Origin of the sequence: Streptomyces sp. NPDC046939, assembly GCF_040644575.1 — a bacterium.
Taxonomy (GTDB): domain Bacteria; phylum Actinomycetota; class Actinomycetes; order Streptomycetales; family Streptomycetaceae; genus Streptomyces.
The window spans coordinates 61,074-82,861 of sequence record NZ_JBEYWV010000026.1; the positions used below are offsets into that span (position 1 = coordinate 61,074).

General features: G+C 69.6%; 24 protein-coding genes and 2 pseudogenes. 13 read left to right on the forward strand and 13 right to left on the reverse strand.

What is annotated here, in order from left to right:
* Nucleotides 1–64 precede the first annotated feature (64 nt).
* Together ABZ877_RS26560 and ABZ877_RS26565 are read right to left on the reverse strand one after the other, a co-directional pair.
* A complete protein-coding gene (locus ABZ877_RS26560; RefSeq protein WP_018527980.1) occupies nucleotides 65–745 on the reverse strand; it encodes a response regulator transcription factor in 681 nt (226 codons plus the stop codon).
* Nucleotides 742–1,998: an ATP-binding protein gene (locus ABZ877_RS26565; protein WP_361075439.1), complete on the reverse strand. Its 1,257-nt coding sequence runs from the start codon at nucleotides 1,996–1,998 to the stop codon at nucleotides 742–744. The genes ABZ877_RS26560 and ABZ877_RS26565 overlap by 4 nt, the downstream gene beginning before the upstream one ends.
* 224 nt (nucleotides 1,999–2,222) lie before the next feature.
* On the opposite strand from ABZ877_RS26565, the gene phoU reads away from it, so the two are divergent.
* On the forward strand, nucleotides 2,223–2,924 hold the full coding sequence (phoU, locus tag ABZ877_RS26570; RefSeq protein ID WP_361075440.1) for a phosphate signaling complex protein PhoU: 702 nt from the start codon (nucleotides 2,223–2,225) through the stop codon (nucleotides 2,922–2,924).
* 113 nt (nucleotides 2,925–3,037) lie between these two features.
* Here the strand turns inward: phoU and ABZ877_RS26575 are convergent, their stop codons facing one another.
* Nucleotides 3,038–3,208 (reverse strand): hypothetical protein, encoded by a 171-nt coding sequence (locus ABZ877_RS26575; protein ID WP_361075442.1) that lies wholly within the window; start codon nucleotides 3,206–3,208, stop codon nucleotides 3,038–3,040.
* Between the two features lie 143 nt (nucleotides 3,209–3,351).
* Between ABZ877_RS26575 and cpt the strand changes: the two genes are divergently transcribed.
* Complete coding sequence (gene cpt / locus ABZ877_RS26580) at nucleotides 3,352–3,861, forward strand: chloramphenicol phosphotransferase CPT (RefSeq protein WP_361075603.1); 510 nt, start codon at nucleotides 3,352–3,354, stop codon at nucleotides 3,859–3,861.
* A gap of 12 nt (nucleotides 3,862–3,873) precedes the next feature.
* On the opposite strand, the gene ABZ877_RS26585 is transcribed toward cpt, so the two are convergent.
* From ABZ877_RS26585 to ABZ877_RS26595, 3 genes are all read right to left on the reverse strand, one after another.
* Nucleotides 3,874–4,074 (reverse strand): SCO3870 family protein, encoded by a 201-nt coding sequence (locus ABZ877_RS26585; RefSeq protein WP_361075444.1) that lies wholly within the window; start codon nucleotides 4,072–4,074, stop codon nucleotides 3,874–3,876.
* Between the two features lie 85 nt (nucleotides 4,075–4,159).
* Nucleotides 4,160–4,747: an HD domain-containing protein gene (locus tag ABZ877_RS26590; protein ID WP_361075446.1), complete on the reverse strand. Its 588-nt coding sequence runs from the start codon at nucleotides 4,745–4,747 to the stop codon at nucleotides 4,160–4,162.
* A 9-nt stretch (nucleotides 4,748–4,756) separates the two neighbouring features.
* Nucleotides 4,757–5,515 carry a GntR family transcriptional regulator gene (locus tag ABZ877_RS26595; RefSeq protein WP_361075448.1) on the reverse strand — a complete coding sequence of 253 codons (759 nt, stop codon included), beginning with the start codon at nucleotides 5,513–5,515 and terminating at the stop codon, nucleotides 4,757–4,759.
* Nucleotides 5,516–5,690: 175 nt separating this feature from the next.
* Here ABZ877_RS26595 and ABZ877_RS26600 point away from each other — a divergent pair, with 175 nt between their 5' ends.
* Complete coding sequence (locus tag ABZ877_RS26600) at nucleotides 5,691–6,128, forward strand: ATP-binding protein (protein ID WP_361075450.1); 438 nt, start codon at nucleotides 5,691–5,693, stop codon at nucleotides 6,126–6,128.
* Nucleotides 6,129–6,856: 728 nt separating this feature from the next.
* On the opposite strand, the gene ABZ877_RS26605 is transcribed toward ABZ877_RS26600, so the two are convergent.
* Nucleotides 6,857–7,237 (reverse strand): hypothetical protein, encoded by a 381-nt coding sequence (locus ABZ877_RS26605; RefSeq protein ID WP_361075452.1) that lies wholly within the window; start codon nucleotides 7,235–7,237, stop codon nucleotides 6,857–6,859.
* Between the two features lie 1,100 nt (nucleotides 7,238–8,337).
* On the opposite strand from ABZ877_RS26605, the pseudogene ABZ877_RS26610 reads away from it, so the two are divergent.
* The 4 genes and pseudogenes from ABZ877_RS26610 to ABZ877_RS26625 form a co-directional block, all read left to right on the forward strand.
* Nucleotides 8,338–9,276 (forward strand): annotated as a pseudogene (locus tag ABZ877_RS26610) (replication initiator); the annotation flags it as partial.
* Nucleotides 9,269–9,507 (forward strand): annotated as a pseudogene (locus tag ABZ877_RS26615) (helix-turn-helix domain-containing protein). The pseudogenes ABZ877_RS26610 and ABZ877_RS26615, both read left to right, overlap by 8 nt.
* Nucleotides 9,507–10,739 (forward strand): site-specific integrase, encoded by a 1,233-nt coding sequence (locus ABZ877_RS26620; RefSeq protein ID WP_361075454.1) that lies wholly within the window; start codon nucleotides 9,507–9,509, stop codon nucleotides 10,737–10,739. Before ABZ877_RS26615 ends, ABZ877_RS26620 begins: the two are co-directional and overlap by 1 nt.
* Before the next feature lie 305 nt (nucleotides 10,740–11,044).
* Nucleotides 11,045–11,452 (forward strand): hypothetical protein, encoded by a 408-nt coding sequence (locus ABZ877_RS26625; RefSeq protein ID WP_361075455.1) that lies wholly within the window; start codon nucleotides 11,045–11,047, stop codon nucleotides 11,450–11,452.
* 100 nt (nucleotides 11,453–11,552) lie between these two features.
* Here the strand turns inward: ABZ877_RS26625 and ABZ877_RS26630 are convergent, their stop codons facing one another.
* The gene (locus ABZ877_RS26630) at nucleotides 11,553–12,314 is read right to left on the reverse strand and encodes a phosphoglyceromutase (RefSeq protein WP_361075457.1); all 762 of its coding nucleotides are present in this window, start codon (nucleotides 12,312–12,314) and stop codon (nucleotides 11,553–11,555) included.
* A gap of 145 nt (nucleotides 12,315–12,459) precedes the next feature.
* On the opposite strand from ABZ877_RS26630, the gene ABZ877_RS26635 reads away from it, so the two are divergent.
* The 3 genes from ABZ877_RS26635 (at nucleotide 12,460) to ABZ877_RS26645 (ending at nucleotide 14,330) form a co-directional block, all read left to right on the forward strand.
* Nucleotides 12,460–13,737 carry an MFS transporter gene (locus tag ABZ877_RS26635; RefSeq protein ID WP_361075459.1) on the forward strand — a complete coding sequence of 426 codons (1,278 nt, stop codon included), beginning with the start codon at nucleotides 12,460–12,462 and terminating at the stop codon, nucleotides 13,735–13,737.
* Between the two features lie 30 nt (nucleotides 13,738–13,767).
* Nucleotides 13,768–14,070 carry a hypothetical protein gene (locus ABZ877_RS26640; RefSeq protein WP_361075461.1) on the forward strand — a complete coding sequence of 101 codons (303 nt, stop codon included), beginning with the start codon at nucleotides 13,768–13,770 and terminating at the stop codon, nucleotides 14,068–14,070.
* Between the two features lie 68 nt (nucleotides 14,071–14,138).
* Complete coding sequence (locus ABZ877_RS26645) at nucleotides 14,139–14,330, forward strand: hypothetical protein (RefSeq protein WP_361075606.1); 192 nt, start codon at nucleotides 14,139–14,141, stop codon at nucleotides 14,328–14,330.
* Nucleotides 14,331–14,353: 23 nt separating this feature from the next.
* On the opposite strand, the gene ABZ877_RS26650 is transcribed toward ABZ877_RS26645, so the two are convergent.
* Complete coding sequence (locus tag ABZ877_RS26650; RefSeq protein WP_361075463.1) at nucleotides 14,354–14,854, reverse strand: YbjN domain-containing protein; 501 nt, start codon at nucleotides 14,852–14,854, stop codon at nucleotides 14,354–14,356.
* Nucleotides 14,847–16,196 (reverse strand): D-inositol-3-phosphate glycosyltransferase, encoded by a 1,350-nt coding sequence (gene mshA, locus ABZ877_RS26655; RefSeq protein WP_361075464.1) that lies wholly within the window; start codon nucleotides 16,194–16,196, stop codon nucleotides 14,847–14,849. Before mshA ends, ABZ877_RS26650 begins: the two co-directional genes overlap by 8 nt.
* A 192-nt stretch (nucleotides 16,197–16,388) precedes the next feature.
* Here mshA and ABZ877_RS26660 point away from each other — a divergent pair, with 192 nt between their 5' ends.
* From ABZ877_RS26660 to ABZ877_RS26670, 3 genes are all read left to right on the forward strand, one after another.
* On the forward strand, nucleotides 16,389–17,195 hold the full coding sequence (locus tag ABZ877_RS26660; protein ID WP_361075466.1) for a class I SAM-dependent methyltransferase: 807 nt from the start codon (nucleotides 16,389–16,391) through the stop codon (nucleotides 17,193–17,195).
* Nucleotides 17,196–17,358: 163 nt separating this feature from the next.
* The gene (locus ABZ877_RS26665) at nucleotides 17,359–18,459 is read left to right on the forward strand and encodes an NlpC/P60 family protein (protein ID WP_361075468.1); all 1,101 of its coding nucleotides are present in this window, start codon (nucleotides 17,359–17,361) and stop codon (nucleotides 18,457–18,459) included.
* Between the two features lie 293 nt (nucleotides 18,460–18,752).
* On the forward strand, nucleotides 18,753–20,132 hold the full coding sequence (locus ABZ877_RS26670) for a SpoIIE family protein phosphatase (RefSeq protein WP_361075470.1): 1,380 nt from the start codon (nucleotides 18,753–18,755) through the stop codon (nucleotides 20,130–20,132).
* 36 nt (nucleotides 20,133–20,168) lie between these two features.
* On the opposite strand, the gene ABZ877_RS26675 is transcribed toward ABZ877_RS26670, so the two are convergent.
* The 3 genes from ABZ877_RS26675 to ABZ877_RS26685 all read right to left on the reverse strand — a co-directional run bounded on the left by ABZ877_RS26675 (nucleotide 20,169) and on the right by ABZ877_RS26685 (nucleotide 21,696).
* Nucleotides 20,169–20,504, reverse strand: coding sequence for a DUF2516 family protein (locus ABZ877_RS26675; protein WP_361075608.1), 336 nt, complete (start codon nucleotides 20,502–20,504; stop codon nucleotides 20,169–20,171).
* A gap of 115 nt (nucleotides 20,505–20,619) precedes the next feature.
* Complete coding sequence (locus ABZ877_RS26680; protein WP_361075472.1) at nucleotides 20,620–21,237, reverse strand: hypothetical protein; 618 nt, start codon at nucleotides 21,235–21,237, stop codon at nucleotides 20,620–20,622.
* A gap of 27 nt (nucleotides 21,238–21,264) precedes the next feature.
* Nucleotides 21,265–21,696 (reverse strand): helix-turn-helix transcriptional regulator, encoded by a 432-nt coding sequence (locus ABZ877_RS26685; RefSeq protein WP_361075474.1) that lies wholly within the window; start codon nucleotides 21,694–21,696, stop codon nucleotides 21,265–21,267.
* Nucleotides 21,697–21,788 lie beyond the last annotated feature (92 nt).

Genomic DNA, 21,788 nt, shown 5'->3' on the forward strand with positions numbered 1-21,788 from the left:
AGGGCGGGCCCCGGGTTCCGGGAGCCCGCCCTCAGCCGTTCTGTCTGTTCCGGTCCGCGCCGGCCTACGGCTCGAACTTGTAGCCGAGGCCGCGCACCGTCACCAGGTAGCGCGGCGCCCCCGGATCGGGCTCGATCTTGGCGCGGAGCCGCTTCACGTGGACGTCGAGCGTCTTGGTGTCACCGACGTAGTCCGCGCCCCACACCCGGTCGATGAGCTGCATACGGGTCAGGACGCGGCCCGCGTTGCGCAGCAGCATCTCCAGGAGGTCGAACTCCTTGAGCGGCAGATCGACCTTGGAGCCGGAGACGGTGACGACGTGCCGGTCCACGTCCATCCGGACCGGGCCCGCCTCCAGCGCCTGCGGGGCGACCTCCTCGGGCTCGCCGCGGCGGCGCAGGACGGCGCGGATGCGGGCGACCAGCTCGCGCGAGGAGAACGGCTTGGTGACATAGTCGTCGGCTCCTATCTCCAGGCCGACGACCTTGTCGATCTCGCTGTCCTTGGCGGTCACCATGATCACCGGCACGTTCGACCGGCCGCGCAGCTGGCGGCAGACCTCGGTGCCGGGCAGGCCGGGCAGCATCAGGTCGAGCAGCACGAGGTCGGCGCCGTTGCGCTCGAACTCGTCCAGGCCGTCGGGCCCGGTCGCCGCGATGGCGACCTCGAACCCCTCCTTGCGGAGCATGTAGGACAGGGCGTCGGAGAAGGACTCCTCGTCCTCGACGACGAGCACTCGGGTCACGGAAGGACCTCCGGGGCGGGGATGGATGCGTAGGCGGTGGTGGTGCGGTCGGACCCGGGTGCGTCGTCTTCGTCGCGTACGGGGGGCTTGCCCGGGGTGCGGGTCGCGGCGGCCTCGGGCAGCCGCAGGGTGAACGTGGAGCCCTGCCCCTCCGAGCTCCACACGGTGACCTCCCCGCCGTGCGAGGCGGCCACGTGCTTGACGATGGCGAGGCCGAGACCGGTGCCGCCGGTGGCGCGGGAGCGGGCCGGGTCGACGCGGTAGAAGCGCTCGAAGATGCGCTCCTTGTCCTTGTCGGATATGCCGATGCCCTGGTCGGTGACGGCGACCTCGATCAGATCGCCGCCGGGCGCGGCCACCCGGCGGGCGGCGATGCCCACGCGTGTGCGCGCGGGCGAGTAGTTGACGGCGTTCTCGACGAGGTTGCCGAGGGCGGCGGCGAGCTGGCCGCGGTTGCCCCAGATCTGCAGGTCCGCGGTGCCGCCGGCGGCCATGGTGATCTGCTTGGTGGCGGCGGGCTGGCGGCAGCGGTCGATGGCCTCGGCGACGAGCTCGTCGACGCGGACCGGTTCGGCGTCCTCCAGGGGATCGTCGTTCTGCACCCGGGACAGGTCGATGAGCTCCTGCACGAGGCTGGTCAGCCGGGTCGCCTCGATCTGCATGCGCCCGGCGAACCGCTCGACGGCCTCGGGATCGTCGGAGGCGTCCATGACGGCCTCCGACAGCAGCGACAGAGCGCCCACCGGCGTCTTCAGCTCATGGCTCACATTGGCGACGAAGTCGCGCCGTACGGCCTCGATGCGCCGCGCCTCGGTCAGGTCCTCCACGAGGAGCAGCACGAGGCGGGAGCCGAGCGGGGCGACCCGGGCGGAGACCGCGAGGGCGTCGCCGCGTCCGGTGCCGCGCCGGGGCAGGTCCAGCTCGACCTGGCGTATCTCGCCGTCGCGCCGGGTGTCGCGGGCCATCTGCAGCATCGGCTCGACGGCGAGCTTCCCGCCGCGTACGAGACCGAGCGCGTACGCCGCCGAACTGGCCTTGACCACGCTGTCCGCCTCGTCGAGGACGACGGCGGAGGAGCGCAGCACGGACAGCACGGTGTCGACGCCGGGCGGAAGGACCGGGTCCGTGTGCAGGGAGGTGCGGGTGGGGCGCTTCTGGTCGCGTTCGCTCCAGCGGAACGCCAGCATCGCGATGACACCGGTGCACACTCCGGCGATCGCTGCCGCTGCGGCGACCGCCGCGTTCACGTCCATGTCTTCAACGATATGCGGCACGACCGGGTCCTCCACAGCCGTCCGAGTGGTCGCTCGAACACTCGTCGCCCAGAGTTCACCTTGGATACGGGGTTGGTTCACTTGGGGTGCCGGATCCGGACGCGTACGGCCTCGAACGTGGGAGCGTGGGGCTCACCCGGCCCCACAGAGCCCCACGGAGAGCCTCACGGAGAGAGCCTCACGTACAGAGAGGGAACGTTCGTATGCGTGACGCGTACCACGAGGAACTTGACTCGATCGGCGAGGGCCTGGTCGAGATGGCCCGCCTTGTCGGGTCGGCGATCGGGCGCGCCACCACGGCCATGCTCGACGCCGACCTGAAGCTCGCCGAGAGCGTGATCGCCGCCGACCAGAAGGTCGACGACCTTCAGCACGACCTGGAGGCGCGGGCCATCGCCCTGCTCGCCCGGCAGCAGCCGGTCGCCACCGACCTGCGGATCGTCGTCACCTCGCTGCGGATGAGCGCCGACCTGGAGCGCAGCGGCGACCTCGCCCAGCACGTCGCCAAGCTGGCCCGGCTCCGCTTCCCCGACCGCGCCGTCCCCCACGACCTGCACGCGACCATCCTGGAGATGGGCCAGCTCGCCCAGCGCCTCATGGCGAAGGCGGCCGAGGTCATCATCACCAAGGACGTCGACCTGGCGATGCAGCTCGAACAGGACGACGACGAGATGGACCTGCTGCACCGCACCCTCTTCCAGCACCTCATGGACGAGAAGTGGAAGCACGGCATCGAGACGGCCGTCGACGTCACCCTGCTCGGCCGCTACTACGAGCGCTTCGCGGACCACGCGGTGTCGGTGGCGAAGCGGGTGGTGTACCTGGTGACGGGCGAGCACGCGGACGTGCAGGCGTCTTCGTCGTCGGCGTCGTCCTCGGCGGTGACGGCGGTGGAGACGGCCTGAGGACCGGACGCTCCGGACACCTCCGGATGCCTCCGGATGCCTCCGGACGACGACAGGGCCCCGCGGGCGCGGAGACGCGGGGCCCTGGCTGTGCGCTTCGCCGGCTGTGCGGGTCAGCCGCAGCAGCCGCCGCACTGGCAGGGGGCGCCCGACTGGCAGCCACAGCCGCAGCCCGAGCCGCAGCCGCAGGCGCCGAGCAGCACCAGCCTCGGCGCGGGGCGTGGGGCCGGGGCGGCGGCGGATGCTTCGGGGGTCCGGTCGGGCCTGGATGACTCGGCAGCCATGGGCTTCCCTCCTGAACGCGGGATCTCTACGGGTCTGTGCCCATTGCATGCCCGCGGGGGTGGGCGCATCAACGGCGCATACGCGCGCGGTAAAGCATTGGCGGTCGCGCCACCGGCGGATCTACGGTGCGACGGTGACTGACGTGATCGTCCTCAACGGCGGCTCCAGCTCCGGCAAGTCGGGCATCGCCCGCTGCCTCCAGTCCGTCCTCCCCGACCCTTGGCTGACGCTCGGCACAGACACCCTCATCGAGGCGATGCCCGCGTCGGGTACGGGGATCGACTTCTCCTCCGACGGCTCGGTGACGGTCGGCCCGGCCTTCCGCGAACTGGAACGGGCCTGGATCGCGGGCGTGGCGGCGATGGCGGCGGCCGGGGCGAGGATCGTGGTGGACGAGGTCTTCCTGGGCGGCCCGGACTCCCAGTCCCGCTGGCGCGAGGCGCTACGCGGTTCGTCGGTGCTCTGGGTAGGGGTCCACTGCGACGCGGAGGTGGCGGCGGCGCGCGAGGTGGCGCGGGGCGACCGGGTGACGGGGATGGCGGCGCGGCAGGCGGAGCTGGTGCACAAGGGCGTGACTTACGACGTGGAGGTAGACACGACCCACACGGAGTCCCTGACCTGCGCCCGAGAAATCGCCCGCCACGTCGCCTGAGGTGCCGGTCGCTCAGTTCCCGCGCGGCCGAGCGTCCCGCACCCAGGTGACGACGGTCAGCGCGGCGGTGACGTACATCAGCACGCTGAAGAGGGTCACGTCCTCGACGTACTGCTCGTAACCATGAGCCTGCAACTGGAGCGAGAGCGCGGCGAGGACGGTGCCGAGCGCGGCGGTGGCGGCGGTGACGGCGACGAACGGGCCTTTGTGCACGGGAACTTCCCCCTTGGCAGAGAGACGGCTGGTCATCAACGAGGCTACATGGAAGGCAAATCGACGGCCTCCGCTTCCCGAGGCCTCAGGTCGATGGCGGAGCTTCCCCCATGGCCACCCGCAACCAGTCCAACGGGGCCTGCGCCAGCAACTCGTCGGCCAGCCGCTGCGCGGACGCGGTGACGAGGCGCGCCCGGCTGTTGTCGACCCACCGCTGAGCACCGGCGTAGCCCTGCCCCCTGTACTCCAGCCCTTGCAGCATGCACTCCAACTTGTCGGCGTCCCGCGCGCAGACCGCCTCGGCGGATTCGTTGGCCTCGTACTCGGCGACGACGGCACGCACAGCCGCGCGAAGGATCTCGGGCATACCGTCCGTCTGATCGGCGGTGACCGCTTCGGCGTCGGCTGCGTCGGCGTACTTCTTCCCCAGGTGGTTCACATCCCCCGTACGCGTCTCCTGGGAGTCGTGCCACACCGCGAGATGCGCCGCGCGCGCCGCGTCGGCGCCTTCGAGGGTGGCGATGACGGAGGCGAGCAATGAGGTCCGCCACGAGTGCTCGGCCACGCTCTCGGGATCCCGGACCCCGGCCATCCACCACCCGGTCCGCCGTGCGTTCTTGAGAGTCCCCGCTTCCCACAAGAAGTGGGCGACCTCTTTGAGCTGGTCGGTCACGATGTCCCCTCACGCCTCGAAGTCGTACTCCAGGATGTAGGAGGCGGCGTCCAGGGTCATTTCGTTGATCTCGACGGGGCGGCCCTCGGCCGTGTACGCGGTGCGGCAGATGAGGAAGACCGGAGTCCCCGTGGACATGCTCAACTGTGCCGCCTCGTCCTTCGAGGGCATCCGTGAACGGATCTCCTCGCGGAAGTGCACCGGTTCGTAGCCGAGTTCGGCGAGCCTGGCGTACGTTCCGCCCGGCCCGGTGTCCAGACGAGTGATCGCGGTGCCGGTCACCAGGGACGAGGGGAGATAACTCACCGCGAGCAGAACGGCCTTGTCATCCAGCACGAAGCGCCGGCGCCGCACACACACGGTGTCCTCGGCGGCCAAGTCGAGGACTGCTCCGACGCGTTCGGGCGCCACCTCGTCCGACACCGAGACCTGGTCGACCACCAGATTGCGGTCCTCGATATCCGCCGACCAGATGGAACGGCCGTTGCCCCACTGCTGCTGGGCGAGACGCTGAATGCCGCGCCGCCGCAAGGGCCGGTACTCCCGTACGAACACACCGGCACCCTTACGGGCTTCGGCCACACCTTCGTCCCGGAGAACGCCCAGGGCCTGACGCGCTGTCATGCGGGCCACGCCGTACGTGGCCATGAGGTCGTTCTCCCCGGGGAGCCGATCACCAGGACCGTACTCGCCCGACTGGATCGCCTCGCGCAGAGCGTCCGCGATCCGCTGGTATTTGGGCCGACGGTCTTTGTCGGTGTTGGCCATCCCGCGGGCCTCCTCTCATCTCTAGACACCTTAGGCCACGGGTTGACGGCTTGCTCGGTGCGCTCGCCGAGCCGACCACACCGCACTCACCCTTGACCTCTCTAGAGACGCGCGCCACAGTGGAACATGTCTAGAGAGGATGCGCGGCGGCCTCCATGAGGGACGGGGTTCCTGCATGACGTCATCCGAGATCGATTCTTCCCGCGAACGAACTCCGTGCCTCGGCGCGATGGCCTTGCACCCCGTCGCGGAGTCCGTACCTCGGGCCCGGCGCTGGTTCCGCAAGTTCATCGCCCCATACGACGTGAGCTGCCCCGTCGAGGACTGCGTCCTCCTGATCTCGGAACTGGTGACCAACGCGATCGTTCACGGCAAGTCGGACGAACCCGGGGTCGTCCGGGTCCAGTGGTTCCGCGAAGGAACCTCCTTGCGCGTCGAGGTGCACAACCCTGGGCTATCGGGAAACGTGCGGCTCAGATGCCCGGACGCCAACGATTCGCACGGGCGCGGGCTGCTCCTGGTCGACGCCATCGCCGACTCGTGGCACTCGGGGGCCAGCCGCTTCGGCGGAACGGTGGTCTCCTTCGAGATGGCCGGCACCTGGTCCGCGTGAGCGCGGCCCGATCGGGCGAGCGACACCGACTCCGGCTGCGAAAAGCCCCCTACCAGCGGTGACCCGCGTGCAGGGGGCTTCAGCCAACGTGCGGGCTACTTCTTCTTGCCCTGGTTCTTGTCTGGGATCTTGGGGACCTGCGTTCTTGCAGCTCCGGGGCTTGCTGGCGGACACCTGGTTGGTCGACATTGGTCGTTGTCGGCCGGTGTTGAGCAACCCCGGACGACCCAGAGACGGCCCAGCCATCAGGTTCACCTGCGGCGGCTGATGACGTCGCGGAGCGTCTCAAGCCAGCTCATCAAGAGCCACCGCAGTCTCCACCACCATCCACGCTGTCTTCCTTGCGGCTGCGGGCTGGCTGATATTCGTGGAGGCCGGCGCGGAGGACGAACATTGGCGCTCTGAGTTCGACGACCACCACCATGCAGGTGGCAGTAGCCGTTCCGCCCAGCCGGGTTACCGCACATTCGCCCTTGCCGTGTCATGCCCAAGCAACGCCTCATGAGCGGAGTCTGACAGGGCCTATGTGAGCAAGAGCCCCAAGTGAGACAACTGCACCGCGTAGCTACAGGACAGGCCTACGGATGTCAGCTTGGGAGGCGCGCGTAAGTTAGGGGCGGGTCAACTCCTGAACTGCGAGGGGACGGCGTGGTAGGCCGTCGACGTTGACGCCCTACTTCCCGTCGTTCCCGCTGTCCCCCGACGAACCCGGCACGGGTCTGGCACGGTCAGCTTCCCGACGTTGGCAGGTCTGGTGCCGGGCGCTCAGCTGGGTCGTCCGCCCACAAGCGCAAGCATGATGGCGTCGACTCAAGGGCGCCTACAACAGCCCCGAACTTCCTTCCATCCTCGTGTACGAACTCCAGGTCGTACCGATGAGACTCAGCATCGATACCCGACCGCACGAGGTTCAGCTTCTCGACAGCCACCTGGTAGTGCCGATGCAGTCCCGACCGCGCCAGTTGCTCGGCCTCGTCGAGAGTTTGGACCTGTGGCCAGTCCCCCTGCTCTGCAGAGTTCTTCAGCTTCTCGAAGACAACCTTGATGGCGGCGGTGATGGCCGTCGCTCCGATGCCTCCGGCTGTCCCCGTCGTGACCTGCATGATCACTTCGGAGAATGATCCTGACGCCCCCCCAGTTGTGTACGCCGGTACGTGCCGACACAGTGCTGTGCAGTGGCACGTCGCCTTGTTCTGCCCAAACCACAGTATTCAGTTCGTCGATGACCTGTTCGACGAACATGTCGAGGTGATCCAGTTCCAGCTCCCAGACTTCGTCCGGGTACCGGCCCAGATCGTCCCCGAGAGATACTGAGATACGAGACTCTTGTGCTTTCACGACTGCTCCAGCCTCAGGGTGTAGCTGATGGTGACAGGTTGCCTGGTTCGCTCGCAGGGAAACGTGTACTTGCAGATGCCGGAGCTACGCGAACGATCTTGAAAGCCGTTGCGGCGCGAGTCGTCATGGGTACAGATCTGGAACTCATAGCCTGAGTTGAAGGCCCCTGACCAGCATCGACAGCCAGGGGCCTTCGTCATGCAGACTGCCCTTTGATGACTGTGATCCCCGCGAGCTCCCGGCCTATCGGGCTATCAGGCACGTCAAGGGCACGGCCACAAGGGCATGGTGGTGCGGCTACCCGCTCCTGGTTATGAGTGCGGTGACGATCGGGGACAGGGCAGCAACGAATGGGGTCAGGATCCGAACTACGCCCTGCCACTTGGGTGGCTCTGGCGGTGAGCTTGCGCAACGCGCGCACTCGCCGCTAGATTGCGCGTAACCATTGCTGCGCAATGGGTTATGGATTACGGTTGGCTCGTGCTCTCCGGGCACTAAGGCTCTCCTAACGCCATCGGACGCTTGTAATCTGTGAGAGGTGACGCAGGCGTCCTTTAGGCATGTCTTTTTTCTGTTGTGGGCAGCGGGACTCTAGCATCTCGCCACACACAACTGCCGCATTCCCGACCGGCGTTGACTTTTCCCGCAGGTCGGATGGGCATACATGGGCCCAACGCCAAAAGTCAGCGATGCCCTTAGCGGAGAGTCTGCCCCATACTGGGCGGATGGGCAAGAATCGCAGGCGGGAGGCCCCATCTGCCTTGGTTTTATTAAATCAACCTCGTCTTTTGGGTCAAAGATCCTTGGATCCGAAGGTCGGTAGGACACCCCTGCCCCTCAACCCACCACCTTCCCCAGCTCCCATCCCGTCCGCCCCTGCCGCTGCGGCGTCCTCCACGACCAGGACGACCCCGCCCTCGGCACACCCCTCGACCCCGACACCTACGACTACGAGGCAGCCGTCCTCTGGAACGCACACGCGGGCCTGCTCTGGCGCCGCTTCTCCATCTACCTCCGCCGCGAGGTCGCCAAGCGCGCCGGCCTCACCCAACGCGCCCTCCGCGACTACGCCCGCGTCTCCTTCGCCAAGGTCGCCGAGTACCAGAAACGCGGCGCCGTCCACTTCCACGCCGTCATCCGCATCGACGGCCCCCAAGGCGGCGACACCCCACCACCCGCCTGGGCAACCGCCGAGCTGCTCACCGACGCCATCCGCGCCGCCGCCCGCGTGGACGGCCCGGTCATCGACGACCGCGCGCACGCCTTCACCTTCGGCCGCCAACTCGACGTCCGCACCATCCGCTCCGCCGACCTCGACGACGGCCAGGACCTCACCGAGCGGGCCGTCGCCGCCTACATCGCCAAGTACGCCACCAAGGGCGCCGAAACCGCCACGGGAGCCCTCGACCGCCCGCTCAAGTCTCTCGCCGAACTCGCCCAGCTCGACATCAGCGACCACGCCCGCCGCATGGTCCGCACCGCCTGGACGCTCGGTGCACGAAAGGAACTCGCAGACCTCCGGCTCCGCGCCTGGGCCCACATGCTCGGCTTTCGCGGCCACTTCTCCACCAAGAGCCGCCGCTACTCCGTCACCCTCGGCGCCCTCCGCGACGCCCGAGCCGAATGGCGCCGAAGCCAAATGACGGAGGCCACCGAAGGCCGTACCAACTCTGAACATTCAGGGTTGGTCACGCCCCTCATCCTCGCCCACTGGGTCTACGCCGGAACCGGCCTCACCGACACCAAAACCTGGCTCCCCGAAACCCTCGAACCCGCGCCCGGAACGGAAGGAGAGCCCACCCATGGCTAGCCGACACCGCGCCGCCACCGACGTGGCTGCCGAGTCGTGGACGCTGCCATCGCGGTTTCTGACTCCTGAAGATCTGGTGGCGATGTTCGACCTGCCCAGCGTCGAGACGGTCTACCAGTGGCGTCGCAAGCGCACGGGCCCGCGAGGCTTCCGGTCGGCCAGCATCTGCATTATGCCCCCGTGGATGTCCGGGCCTGGGTCGAGTCCCTGCGCGAAGGGGCGGCCGCCTGATGGCTGGGCACATCCAAGACCACTGGTACAGAGCCGAGACCGGCCCGGATGGGAAGCCGCGCAAGGCCAAGACCGATCGGTACGGGACTGGGCAGCGTTACCGCGCTCGCTACATCGGCCCGGACGGTACCGAGAAGTCCAAGAGCTTCCCCGGCAGGCAAAAGCGCCTAGCGGAACAGTGGTTGGCCCACATCGAGGCCGACATGGCGCGCGGGCAGTACATCGACCCTCGTGCCGCCCGGATCACGTTCCAGCAGTACGCCGAGCGCTGGGTAGCCACGCAGGGGGCCGACCCGAACACCCAAGCCTCGATGGAGTTACAGCTAGGACTGCACGCCACCCCGTATCTGGGTACGCGTCCGCTCGGCTCCTTCCAGCCTGCGCACGTCCGCGACTGGGTGCGCCAGCTCCAGGAGAACGGCGTCCGGGGGACGGATGCCCGGACGATCTACTCCAACGTACGGACTGCTTTGAGCGCAGCCGTGGACGACGGACACCTTCCCCGCAACCCTTGTGCTGCCCGTTCCGTCCGGCCGCCGGTCGTCGACACGAAGCGTGTGCTCCCGTGGACGCCAGAGCGGGTATTCGCCGTCCGGGCCGCCATGCCCGAGCGCTTCCGAGCCATGGTCGACCTGGGCGCCGGTTGCGGGCTCCGCCAAGGCGAGATCCTCGGCGTCGCCGTCGACGCGATCGACTTCGAGACGGACACGCTCCACGTCGTCCAGCAACTCAAGCTGAGCCGCAGCAAAGCCGTGTTCGCTCCGCCCAAGGGCGGCAAGCTCCGGGACGTACCGCTTCCCGGTCCGGTCGCTGACGCGCTCCGCGCCCACATGAAGCTGTTCCCGCCGGTCGAGATCACCTTGCCGTGGAAGGTCGCGGACGGGACGCCCGTAACCAAGCGGCTGATCTTCACCGGGCCGCGTGGTGGTCACGTCTGGCGGACGTCCCTCAACGAGGAGGTGTGGAAGCGGGCGCTGGCCTCAGCCGGCGTGATCTCTGATCGAAGGCCGGGCGAGTCGTATGCCGAGTCTCGCGAGAACGGCATGCACGCGCTGCGACACTTCTACGCCTCGGTCCTCCTGGACGCGGGCGAGAACGTCAAGGCTCTCGCCGAGTACCTGGGCCACTCAGATCCGGGGCTGACGCTCCGCGTGTACGCGCACCTCATGCCGTCCAGCCAGGAGCGCACCCGCAAGGCAGTCAGTGCAATCTTCAAAGTGCAGAAGCCCTAGCCCCTCAATAGCCACTTCGCGGCATTTGATTCGGATCCTCACACTTTGAGATCCGTTTCAGGGTTCCAAATCTAGGTTCCAAATCTAGGTTTAAAACCTAGGTTTAAATCGCTTCAGCCAAATCGGTTTGGCCAAACCGATTTGGCAAAGCTGATTTGGCAAACCGAACCTGGCCGCCAAACCTGAAAGTCACTGTCCAGCCGGCCCTCGTCAGCGAGCGGCGCAGCGAGCCCAGGGAACAGCGCGACGCAAGACGGCAGGAGCGGCACGGCGACGCGGGGAGGCTCCTGGAAGGATGGAGACCCTTGGGAGACTTCAAAGAATTCTGGCTGCTCCGCTTGTCCACGAACTTGGACAGGCTGTCCACGCAAACGAACAAGGCGGCTTTTAGCTGGCCGTTTGTCTGGCACGTGATGACTATGGGAAAGTTCCAGCGGCATGCGAATGCCGCCCGTCCAGGGGCGGCATTCGCCTCCATTGCCATACCCCAGAAATCACGGTGTGAAGTGAACAGAGCACAGTTGGAGGACTTCATGGTCCCACGCGTAGGCGTAACCGTCGACATCCACCCTCGCGATCTGCCGATCATGCTCATCGGCACGGCAGGCGGCACGTTCGCCCTGTGGACCAACGCCCCCGCCGAGATCGCCATCCCGACGGTCCTTCTGATCGTCTTCAACGTCCGAGTGCGTCGCTGGAGTCGACGCGCCTGACGGTCCGATCAAGCACCTGGCGGCCCACAGATGGCCCCGGGGTACAGACAAGCCCCTCACCGACAGCGAAATAGCTGGTGAGGGGCTTGATCGTTTCGCGTTACTTCTTCTTGCCCTGGTTCTTGACCGCCTCGATCGCCGCCGCCGCCGCGTCCGGGTCCAGGTACGTACCCCCCGGGTTCAGCGGCTTGAACTCGGCGTCGAGTTCGTAGGTGAGCGGGATGCCCGTCGGGATGTTGAGGCCCGCGATGTCGGCGTCCGAGATGCCGTCGAGGTGCTTGACCAGGGCGCGGAGGGAGTTTCCGTGGGCCGCGATCAGGACCGTGCGGCCCGTGAGGAGGTCCGGGACGATGCTGTCGAACCAGTACGGCAGCATGCGGTGCACGACGTCCTTGAGGCACTCCGTGCGCGGGCGCAGCTCGGGCGGGAGCGTGGCGTAGCGGGCGTCGTGGAACTGGGAGAACTCCGCGTCGGCGTCGAGCGGCGGCGGGGGCGTGTCGTAGGAGCGGCGCCAGAGCATGAACTGCTCCTCGCCGAACTCCGCGAGGGTCTGCGCCTTGTCCTTGCCCTGGAGGGCGCCGTAGTGGCGCTCGTTCAGGCGCCAGGAGCGGTGGACCGGGATCCAGTGGCGGTCGGCGGCCTCGAGCGCCAGCTGCGCGGTGCGGATCGCGCGCTTCTGGAGCGAGGTGTGGACCACGTCGGGGAGCAGGCCGGCGTCCTTGAGCAGCTCACCGCCGCGGACCGCCTCCTTCTCGCCCTTCTCGTTCAGGTTGACGTCCACCCAGCCGGTGAACAGGTTCTTCGCGTTCCATTCGCTCTCGCCGTGGCGGAGGAGGATCAGCTTGTACGGTGCGTCGGCCATGGGGCCAAGACTAATCGGCCGCCTCATGCCGTGCCGATTGACGGTCCCCGTCAAATGAGTGGCCCGGCGAGACAGCCCAGTCGTAAGTTGTGTGGCGCTGCCGCACCGCTTACATCAACGCCTTTTCGCCCCGGGGGACGCACCCATGTCAGTCACCGCGCTCAGACGTGCCGCCACGCAATCCGTCGCCGGACTCCCCCGCGCCTTCTGGTGGCTGTGGACCAGCACCCTGGTGAACCGGCTCGGGGGGTTCGTTCTCACCTTTCTCGCGCTGTATCTGACCGCTCAGCGCGGGTTCTCCGCCGCTTACGCCGGGCTCGTCGCCTCGCTCATCGGGCTCGGCGGTGTCATCGCCTCGATCCTCGGCGGGGTCCTCGCCGACCGGCTCGGGCGGCGGCCCACTCTGCTCGGCGCGCAGCTCGCGACGGCCGCGACGGTCGCCGTCCTCGCCTTCGTGCGCGACCCGGTCTCCATCGCCGTCACCGGCTTCGCGCTCGGCCTCGCCTCGAACGCGTCCCGGCCCGCCGTCCAGGCGATGATGGCCGACATCGTCCGGCCCGAGGACCGGGTGCGGGCCTTCTCGCTCAACTACTGGGCGATCAACCTCGGGTTCGCCGTCTCGTCCGTGTACGCGGGTTTTCTCGTCGCACAGAGCTATACCGTCGGGTTCCTCGTCGAGGCCGGCATGACGCTCGCCTGCGCCCTCGTCGTCTTCGTCAAGGTCAAGGAGACCCGGCCGGACACCCGGAAGGGCGTCAGCTCATCGGCCCCCTCCGTGGCCGGTCCCGCCGTCACCATGGTCACCGTGCTGCGTGACCGGCGCTTCATGCTCATGGTCGGGCTGTCGTTCCTCGTCGCCGTCGTCTTCACGCAGAGCTCGGTCGGGCTGCCCATCGTCATGGGGCAGGAAGGGCTGTCCAGCTCCGATGTCGGGCTCGTCGCCGCGGTCAACGGGGTCATCATCGTCGCGCTCCAGATCCCGCTCACCCGGTTCATCGAACGCCGGGACCCGGGGCGGCTGTTGACCGTCTCCTCGCTCCTCATCGGGTTCGGCTTCGCCCTCACCGCGTTCGCTGGGTCCGTCCTCACGTACGCCCTGACCGTGGCCGTGTGGACGCTCGGCGAGATGGTCAACGCGCCGACCCAGTCCGGGCTCGTGGCGAAGCTGGCCCCCGCCGAGGGGCGCGGGCGGTATCAGGGCGTCTATACGACCTCGTGGTCCGCGGCGGCGCTCGTCGCCCCGCTCGTCGGCGGCTGGGTCCTCGACTCGGCGGGCGCGGGCTGGCTGTGGGCCGGGTGCGCGGCGCTCGGGACCGTCACGTCGGTCGGGTACTGGATGCTGATGCGCGGGCTCGACGGGAACCGGGTCGCCGCGGGAAGCCCCGTCGACACCACGGCCGCCGTCACCAACACCCCCGCTTGACCCGGCCTCCCGACGGGTACGGAGCCGTACATGTCCGAAGTCGCCAGGACCGACAGCACGGGCGCGGGCACCGGCGTGGGCAGGGCGGAAGACCCGCCCAGAACCCTCGTCGCCGGTGTCGAGGTCGACGTGCCCAACAGCATCCCCGCGATCCGCGCCGCGCTCCCGCTGAAGCGCCGCACGGAGTTCGACCGTGCCATCAACGCGGCCGGGATCGGCGAGATCCACGCCGTGATGCGCCACTGGATGCTGGAGGCCGTGCCCGATCCGGAGGCCGACGCGATCCTCGCGCGGCTCGCCCGGGACGAGGCGGAGAGGCGGGGCCCGGCTTGAGTCGTCGTCGCAGGCGCAGCGCCTGCCGTATCGCGTACGCGCCGCCCGCGGACGACACCCTGGCCAAGATGGCGAACGGGGACGCGTTCCGCGCCGAGATGGGGCGCACTCTGGCACACGATCCGTACGGGCACGGGTCCAGCTCGGTCGCCGGTGAGCGGGACCGCCGCGAGGCCACGATCGGCGGGGCGATCGTCCTGTACTACGTGTCGGGGACCGTGCTGACCGTCACCGTCGTGCGGATGGTCGCGCTGAGCTGACCCCAGCGGCCCAGCGTCCGCCGTTACTTCGACGGGCGCTCGATCAGGTGCGTGAACGCGTCCAGGTTCCGTGTCGACTCGCCGCGCGACACCCGCCACTCGTACTCCCTGCGGATCGCGCTCGCGAAGCCGAGTTCGAGGAGGGTGTTGAACGCGCCGTCGGCCGCCTCCAGGACCGAGCCGAGCAGGCGGTCCAGCTCGGTGGGGGCGACGGCGGCGAGCGGCAGTTTGCCGGTGAGGTAGATGTCGCCGAGCTGGTCGACCGCGTAACTCACGCCGTACAGGCGGAGGTTGCGCTCCAGGAGCCAGCGGTGGACGCCCGCCTCGTTCTCGTCGGGGTGGCGGATCACGAAGGCGTTCAGCGAGAGGCTGTGCCGGCCGACGCGGAGCGAGAGCGTCGTGGAGAGCTTGCGGGTGCCGGGGAGCTTGACGACGTACGCGCCCGGTTCGGGGTTCTCCCACTCCAGCTCGGCGTCCTTGAGCACGGACTCGACGGTCTCGGCGGCGGTGGAGTGGTCAGCCATGGTGCGAGGGTACGTGACGGCGGTGTTCCTGCATGGCGGCCGTGTAGACGTCGGCGGTCCGCGCCGCCGAGGCGTCCCAGCCGAAGTCCTTCGCGTGCCGGGCCGCCGCGGCGCCCATCGCGTCCACGAGGTGGGGGTGGTCGGCGAATTCGCGCAGCACGCGCGCGTAGCGGGCAGGTTCGTGACCGTCGACAAGGAAGCCCGTTTCGTCATGCCGTACGGCGACGGGCAGGCCGCCGACCGAGGCGGCCAGTACGGGCGTCCCCGCGGCCTGCGCCTCTATGGCGACGAGCCCGAACGACTCGCTGTACGACGGCATGACGAGCACGGACGCGGCGCGGAACCAATCCGCGAGCTGGTCCTGGCCGACCGGCGGGTGGAAGCGGACGACGTCGGCGATGCCGAGGCGGGCGGCGAGCTTCTGCAGGGCGGCGGGCTTGGCGAGGCCGCTGCCGCTCGGGCCGCCGACGACCGGGACGACGATCCGCGCGCGCAGCTCGGGCCGCTCGTCGAGGAGGACGGCGACGGCCCTGAGCAGGATGTCGGGGGCCTTGAGGGGCTGGATGCGGCCCGCGAAGAGCGGCACGAGCGCGTCCTGGGGCAGGCCGAGGCGGGCGCGGGCGGCGGCGCGGCCGTCGGCGGGGCGGAAGCGGTCCAGGTTGACGCCGGGGTGGACGACGGCGACCTTGGCGGGCTCGGCGTCGTAGTGCCGGACCAGTTCGTCGCGCTCCTCGGCGGTGTTGGCGATGAGGCGGTCGGCGGCGCGGACGATCTGGGTCTCGCCGATGACGCGGGCGGGCGGCTCGGGGGTGTCGCCCTCGGCGAGCGCCGCGTTCTTGACCTTGGCCATGGTGTGCATGGCGTGGACGAGCGGGACGCCCCAGCGCTCGGCGGCGAGCCAGCCGACGTGGCCGGAGAGCCAGTAGTGCGAGTGCACGAGGTCGTAGTAGCCGGGGCGGTGGCCCGCCCACGCCTGCATGACGCCGTGCGTGAAGGCGCAGAGCTGGGCGGGCAGCTCCTCCTTGGCGAGGCCCTCGTAGGGGCCCGCGTCGACGTGGCGGACGAGGACGCCGGGGGCCAGCTCGACCTCGGGCGGCAGGCCGCCGGTGGTGGCCCGGGTGAAGATCTCGACGTCGATGTTGATCGCGGCGAGGCGCTTGGCCAGCTCCACGATGTAGACGTTCATGCCGCCCGCGTCGCCCGTGCCGGGCTGGTGCAGGGGGGAGGTGTGCACGCTGAGCATGGCGATCCGGCGGGGGCGCCGGGAGCCGCCGGGGAAGCGCAGCCGGGCCGCGGGCGCCCCGGAACCGGAGCGGCGGAACCTGGTCACGTACTGGCTCACGTGGCGGGCCCTCCTCGGTGGGGCGTACGGACGGTGGAGCCTGCGGTGCTCCGGGCACGACGCGGAGAGGGCAGGAGCCCTCTTCCAAGAGCGGCAACACCGGAAGGTCCGCCTCCATTTCCAGTTTGCCGAATCATTACCGTTCGGGTCTCAACCAAAATCCCTTCGCCCGCACCGCATACCCTCGTAGCCATGAACCCGCGTACCCCTTCCCGTCCCGTGGGAACGGTGACGCGGGGAACCACCAACCCCAACCGGCTGCGCCGCATGGACCGCTGGATCGCCGCCACGCACGGCGCCGCGTTGCGCCGCGCCGACGACCCGGTCGCCGTCGACCTCGGCTACGGGGCGGCGCCCTGGACCGCCGTCGAGCTGCTCGCCCGCCTGCGCGGGACCGCGCCCCACGCGCGCGTGGTCGGCATCGAGATCGAACCGGCGCGGGTCGCGGCCGCGAAGCCGTACGAGCGCGAGGGGCTCACCTTCCGCCACGGCGGCTTCGAGCTGCCCCTCACCACGCCGCCCCTGCTGATCCGCGCCGCGAACGTGCTCCGCCAGTACGACGAGGACCAGGTCGCCGGGGTCTGGGAGCGGCTGTGCGGGCGGCTCGCGCCGGGCGGCCTCCTGGTCGAGGGGACCTGCGACGAGATCGGGCGGCGGCACGTGTGGGTGGCCCTGGGTCCGGAGGGTCCGCGCACGGTGACGTTCGCGACCCGGCTCGGCTCCCTGCACACCCCCTCCGACCTCGCCGAGCGCCTGCCCAAGGCGCTGATCCACCGCAATGTGCCCGGCGAACCGGTCCATGCCTTCCTCCGCGACTTCGACCGCGCCTGGGCCGCCGCGGCCCCCTACGCCTCGTACGGGGCGCGCCAGCGCTGGATCCGCACGGCGCGGGCCCTGTCGGAGGCGTGGCCGGTCGTGGACGGGCCGGGGCGATGGCGGCAGGGCGAACTGACGGTCGAGTGGGAGGCGTTGGCACCGCGCGGGCCGTTCACCGGCTGAACCACGGGCGTTCACCCGTTCCCGGGAACGATCAGCCCGTTCCGTTCGTCACACCGTGCGGGGTCTGTCGCATTCGGCGCTCACGTGGCACGATCCCCGGAGCGCACACATGTTACTGACGGTAAATCAGGTGCGGTCGGTCGTGGCTGTGGGGGCGGAGCGGATGAGCAAGCGGAGCACGATGACGATGGCGGCCGTGGCGCTGGTCTGCGCCGTGACCGTCCTTACGGCACCGGGCGCGGCCTTCGCGGCACCGGCACCGCCCGCCTCCCCGGGCCCGTCGCCGTCCGCGTCCGCGCCGTCCCCGTCCGCTTCGGCCACGGTCGAGACCAAGGACCTCGAAGCCGTCCGCAAGAAGATCGAGAAGCTGTACCACGACGCCGCGGTCGCCACGGACGCGTACAACGCGGCGGAGGAGAAGGCCGACCAGCAGTCCGTCGAGATCGTGAAGCTGGCCAGGAAGATCGCGGCGGGCCAGGAGCGGCTGGACCGCCTGGAGGCCGGCGCGGCCGCGGCGGCCCGCGAGCAGTACCGCACGGGCGGTGTCCCCCGCGAGGCGCAGTTCCTGCTCTCCGGCGACCCCCAGCAGTTCCTCGACAACGCGGGCCGGATGCACCAGGGCCAGCTCGCCACGAAGAACCTGCTCCAGCAGCTCGAACAGGCCCAGAAGGACCTCGCCGGGTACGCGGCCGACGCCTCCGCCAAGTGGAAGGACCTGGAGCAGGGGCGCAAGAAGAAGGCCGCCGCGAAGAAGCGGATCGAGAAGCAGATCAAGGAAGCCCAGGCGCTGGAGAGCAGGCTCGAGCAGAAGGAGCGCGAGCGGCTCGCCGAGCTGGAGGCAGAGGCGGCCGAGAAGGCGCAGACCGCGTGGCTCTCCTCGGGCGCCCTCAAGGACGTCGACGGCACGGCCACGCAGGCCGGCAAGGAAGCGGTGCGGTACGCGACCGCCCAGATCGGCAAGCCGTACGTGTGGGGCGCCGAGGGCCCCAAGTCGTTCGACTGCTCCGGCCTCACCTCGCAGGCGTGGGCGGCGGCCGGGACCCCCATCCCGCGCACCTCGCAGGAGCAGTGGAAGCGGCTCAAGCACGTCGACGTGAAGGACATGCGCCCCGGCGACCTCATCATCTACTTCGCCGACGCCAGCCACGTCGGGATGTACATAGGCGACGGGTCGATCGTCCACGCCCCCCGCCCGGGACGGGACGTGACGGTCGCGGGCGCCGGTTCCATGGAGATCCTCGGGGTCGTACGGCCCGACGCCTGAACCCGTACGTTCCCCGCGCCCCTCTCCCCCACGGGGGTGAGCTGGGGCACGTGACCGAGCACACGCGGGTGCACACGGGCGCGCCCGGTTCCGGCGCTCCGGCGTGATGTTCGTCATTCCCCCGCATCCGGGCAGGTCCGCGACCTGCCCAATTCCGGCCCCTGCCCCGGCATATGACGCTGGCCGTGCGCCGTTCGCCATTCCGCTGACGAGCCGGGTACCGCTAAGGTCCCCGTCTGGTGACGACGACCTTCGTCGCACCACGCCCTCGGGGGAGGGAAGGAAACCGAGCGATGCCCGTACCCGTACCGCGGCAGAGAGCGATCCCCGCCGTGGAAGGTGGTCAGGCTCACGCCGCGCCGACCGGAGCGACCACACAGGCCGCGGAACCGCCCCGACCGCAGACGACCACCCGCGCCACCGCCGAGGCGCCCGCCGCCACGACGACGGGCACCGCCCCGGCCAGGACCACGACCGAGTCCGTCCTCACGCTCCTGGTGATCGAGGACGACCCGGCCGGCCCGTTCAGCATCCCGGAGCTGCCCGACGCCGCCGGACGGCCGCTGCGCGTGCGCACCGCCCGCAACCTCACCGAGGCCGAGCGGCTGCTCACCCATGACGTGCACTGCGTCCTGCTCGACCTCGCGCTGCCCACGCCCGGCGCGAGGCCCGGTACGGGCGCCGGTCCCGACACGGACGCGGACACCGACGAGCTGGCGACCCTCCGGCACGTCCTGCGCCTCGCGCCGCGCCACGCCGTGCTCGCGCTGACCACGTCGGGCGACGCCGAGCGCGCCGCCGAGGCGGTCCGGGTCGGCGCCCAGGACTATCTGTTCCGCGACGAGCTGGACGCGCGCCTCCTCGGCCGCGCCGTCCGCTACGCCGTCGAACGCAAACGCGCCGACATCGCCCAGCGCAAGCTCACCGAGTCCCGCATCCGCGCCCAGGAGAACGCCCGCCTGGAGCGCGGCCTGCTGCCGACGCCGCTGCTCGACGGCGCGCCCCTGCGGTTCGCCGCCCGCTACCGGCCCGGCCGCTCCCGCGCGCTGCTCGGCGGCGACTTCTACGACACCGTCCGCACCCCGGACGGCACGGTCCACGCGATGATCGGCGACGTCTGCGGCCACGGCCCCGACGAGGCCGCGCTCGGCGTCGAACTGCGCATAGCGTGGCGGGCGTTGACGTTCGCGGGGCTGTGCGGCGACGCGCTGCTCTCCACGCTCCAGCAGGTCCTGGAGCACGAACGGGAGAGCGAGGAGATCTTCGCGACCCTGTGCATGGTGGACATAAGCCCGGACGGCCGCCGCGCGGGCCTGTGCCTGGCGGGCCACCCGGCACCGCTGCTCACCAGCGCGGGGCGACCCGCGACACTGCTCCCGTACGAGAACGGCGGCCCGGCGCTCGGTCTGCTGCCGAACGCGCGCTGGCCGCGCACACAGGTCGAGCTGGGCGCGTCCTGGAGCCTGATGCTCTACACGGACGGCCTCATCGAGGGCCGGATCGGCGAGGGCAATCAGCGCCTCGGCCAGGAGGGCATGGTCGAACTGATCCGCCGGCGGCAGGCGGACGGCCTGGACGGCGAGGAGCTTCTGGAAGCCGCCATGAACGAGGTCCGCGACCTCAACGGCGGCGATCTGACGGACGACGTGGCGGTCCTGCTGCTCGACCGCTGAGCCCGCTGAGCTTCTAGCTTCTAGCTTCTAAAAGGGTCAGCGGCCGCCGTTGTACGGACCGTACGGGCCGTCGCTGCTGGAGCCACGCCCCCTGCGGCCCCCGCCGCCGGTGATCTGCCGGACGGCGGGCCGCACGTCCACCATGTAGACGATGGTCGCGATCAGCCCGATGATCGGCAGGAACGACAGGATCGGGAAGAGCAGGTTCACCACGAACGCGAGCCCGAGGATGATCAGCCAGAACGGCTTGGTCTTCTTGTCGGCGGCGCGGTAGGCGTCCTCGCGCCTGATGGCGGCGTCGACGAGCGCGAAGCCGCTGAAGGCGATCAGCGCAAGGCTCAGCAGCCACATCACATTGGCGAACCCCTGCATCAGCACAACGCCACCACCAAAATCGTCCGACAGTTCCCGTGACCTGCGGCCACCGTACCCGCACAACGAGCCGGGCACGCGCCTCGTGCCCGGCTCGTGACGCTGCGGGTCGCTGCTAGGCGCCCGGCGTGCTCTCGCCGCTCTCCGGGTCCTTCTTCGCGGTGGTGGTCTTCTTCGCCGGCGCCTTCTTGGCGGTGGCGGGGGCCTTCTTCGCGGTCGCGGGCTTCTCGGCGGCCGGGGCGGCGGCGCTCGCGGTCGCGGTCTCCGGCCGGGGCTCCGGGTCCGGCTCGACGGCCACGGCGATCTCGTTGATCTCCTCGGCGGCCTCGCCGCGCCACGCCTTCACGGCCTCCTCGCCGTGCTCGGCGACCTTCTCGTACGCCTCGCGCGCCTTGACGGCGGCCTCGGCGGCGAGACCCACCCCGCGCAGGGCGAGGTCCTGGGCGCTCTCGGTGAGCTTCTTCAGATCGGTGTCGAGGGTGGCCACGAACTCGCTGAACTTCGACGTGACGACCGCCTGCGCCTCCTTGGCGCGCGCGGCGGCCTTGTCCTGCACGTCCTTGGGGTCGGTGTTGCGCACGGCCTCGAAGCGCGCGGGCGCCTCGGCCCGCAACTGCTCCACGAGCTGGGGCACCTTCTTGGCCTGCTGGAACGCCAACTCGGCCGTTCCGGCCGCGAAGTAGAGCGGGGTCGGGTCGGAGAAGGTCTTGCGCAGGTCGTCCTTGATGGCCATTGCGTGGTCCTCCCGGATCACATCTGCTTACGTCGTCGAGGGCTGGGCATCGCCGTCGTCACGCGTCGGGTTCTCACGCGTCGAGTTCTCACGTGTCCCGTTCTCATGCGTTCCGTTCTCATGCCGGAACGAGTCGTATATCTGCAACAGCACCTGCTTTTGGCGCTCATTGAGCGAGGGGTCGGCAAGGATCACCGCACGCGTCTCCACGTCGTCCCGCTCCCGCTCCGCGTCGAGGATCCCGGCGCGTACGTACAACGTCTCGGCGGAGATCCGCAGCGCCTTCGCGACCTGCTGCAGCACCTCCGCGCTCGGCTTGCGCAACCCGCGCTCGATCTGGCTCAGGTACGGATTGGACACACCGGCGGCGTCCGCGAGCTGACGCAACGAGAGCTGCGCGTTCCGGCGCTGCTCGCGCAGGTACTCGCCGAGATTCCCGACGACGTTGAGCGATGCCATACGCCGATGGTGCCGCACCCGCGCTAACTCTTGCAAGCGAGTGCTTGCAAAAGTGTTCCACGCCACGCGAACTCCCGGCGTTGACCTTGCCC

Bases quoted from the DNA above. Each gene is read 5' to 3' on its own strand.
- ABZ877_RS26630 (WP_361075457.1), bottom strand. From the start codon at position 12,314: ATGGCCGACGCACCGTACAAGCTGATCCTCCTCCGCCACGGCGAGAGC.
- ABZ877_RS26565 (WP_361075439.1), bottom strand. From the start codon at position 1,998: ATGGACGTGAACGCGGCGGTCGCCGCAGCGGCAGCGATCGCCGGAGTG.
- ABZ877_RS26645 (WP_361075606.1), top strand. From the start codon at position 14,139: ATGGCGAACGGGGACGCGTTCCGCGCCGAGATGGGGCGCACTCTGGCA.
- ABZ877_RS26680 (WP_361075472.1), bottom strand. From the start codon at position 21,237: ATGGCCATCAAGGACGACCTGCGCAAGACCTTCTCCGACCCGACCCCG.
- ABZ877_RS26660 (WP_361075466.1), top strand. From the start codon at position 16,389: ATGAACCCGCGTACCCCTTCCCGTCCCGTGGGAACGGTGACGCGGGGA.
- ABZ877_RS26685 (WP_361075474.1), bottom strand. From the start codon at position 21,696: ATGGCATCGCTCAACGTCGTCGGGAATCTCGGCGAGTACCTGCGCGAG.
- ABZ877_RS26640 (WP_361075461.1), top strand. From the start codon at position 13,768: ATGTCCGAAGTCGCCAGGACCGACAGCACGGGCGCGGGCACCGGCGTG.
- phoU (WP_361075440.1), top strand. From the start codon at position 2,223: ATGCGTGACGCGTACCACGAGGAACTTGACTCGATCGGCGAGGGCCTG.
- ABZ877_RS26670 (WP_361075470.1), top strand. From the start codon at position 18,753: ATGCCCGTACCCGTACCGCGGCAGAGAGCGATCCCCGCCGTGGAAGGT.
- ABZ877_RS26600 (WP_361075450.1), top strand. From the start codon at position 5,691: ATGACGTCATCCGAGATCGATTCTTCCCGCGAACGAACTCCGTGCCTC.
- ABZ877_RS26635 (WP_361075459.1), top strand. From the start codon at position 12,460: ATGTCAGTCACCGCGCTCAGACGTGCCGCCACGCAATCCGTCGCCGGA.
- ABZ877_RS26620 (WP_361075454.1), top strand. From the start codon at position 9,507: ATGGCTGGGCACATCCAAGACCACTGGTACAGAGCCGAGACCGGCCCG.
- ABZ877_RS26665 (WP_361075468.1), top strand. From the start codon at position 17,359: ATGAGCAAGCGGAGCACGATGACGATGGCGGCCGTGGCGCTGGTCTGC.
- ABZ877_RS26575 (WP_361075442.1), bottom strand. From the start codon at position 3,208: ATGGCTGCCGAGTCATCCAGGCCCGACCGGACCCCCGAAGCATCCGCC.
- ABZ877_RS26595 (WP_361075448.1), bottom strand. From the start codon at position 5,515: ATGGCCAACACCGACAAAGACCGTCGGCCCAAATACCAGCGGATCGCG.
- ABZ877_RS26650 (WP_361075463.1), bottom strand. From the start codon at position 14,854: ATGGCTGACCACTCCACCGCCGCCGAGACCGTCGAGTCCGTGCTCAAG.
- ABZ877_RS26675 (WP_361075608.1), bottom strand. From the start codon at position 20,504: ATGCAGGGGTTCGCCAATGTGATGTGGCTGCTGAGCCTTGCGCTGATC.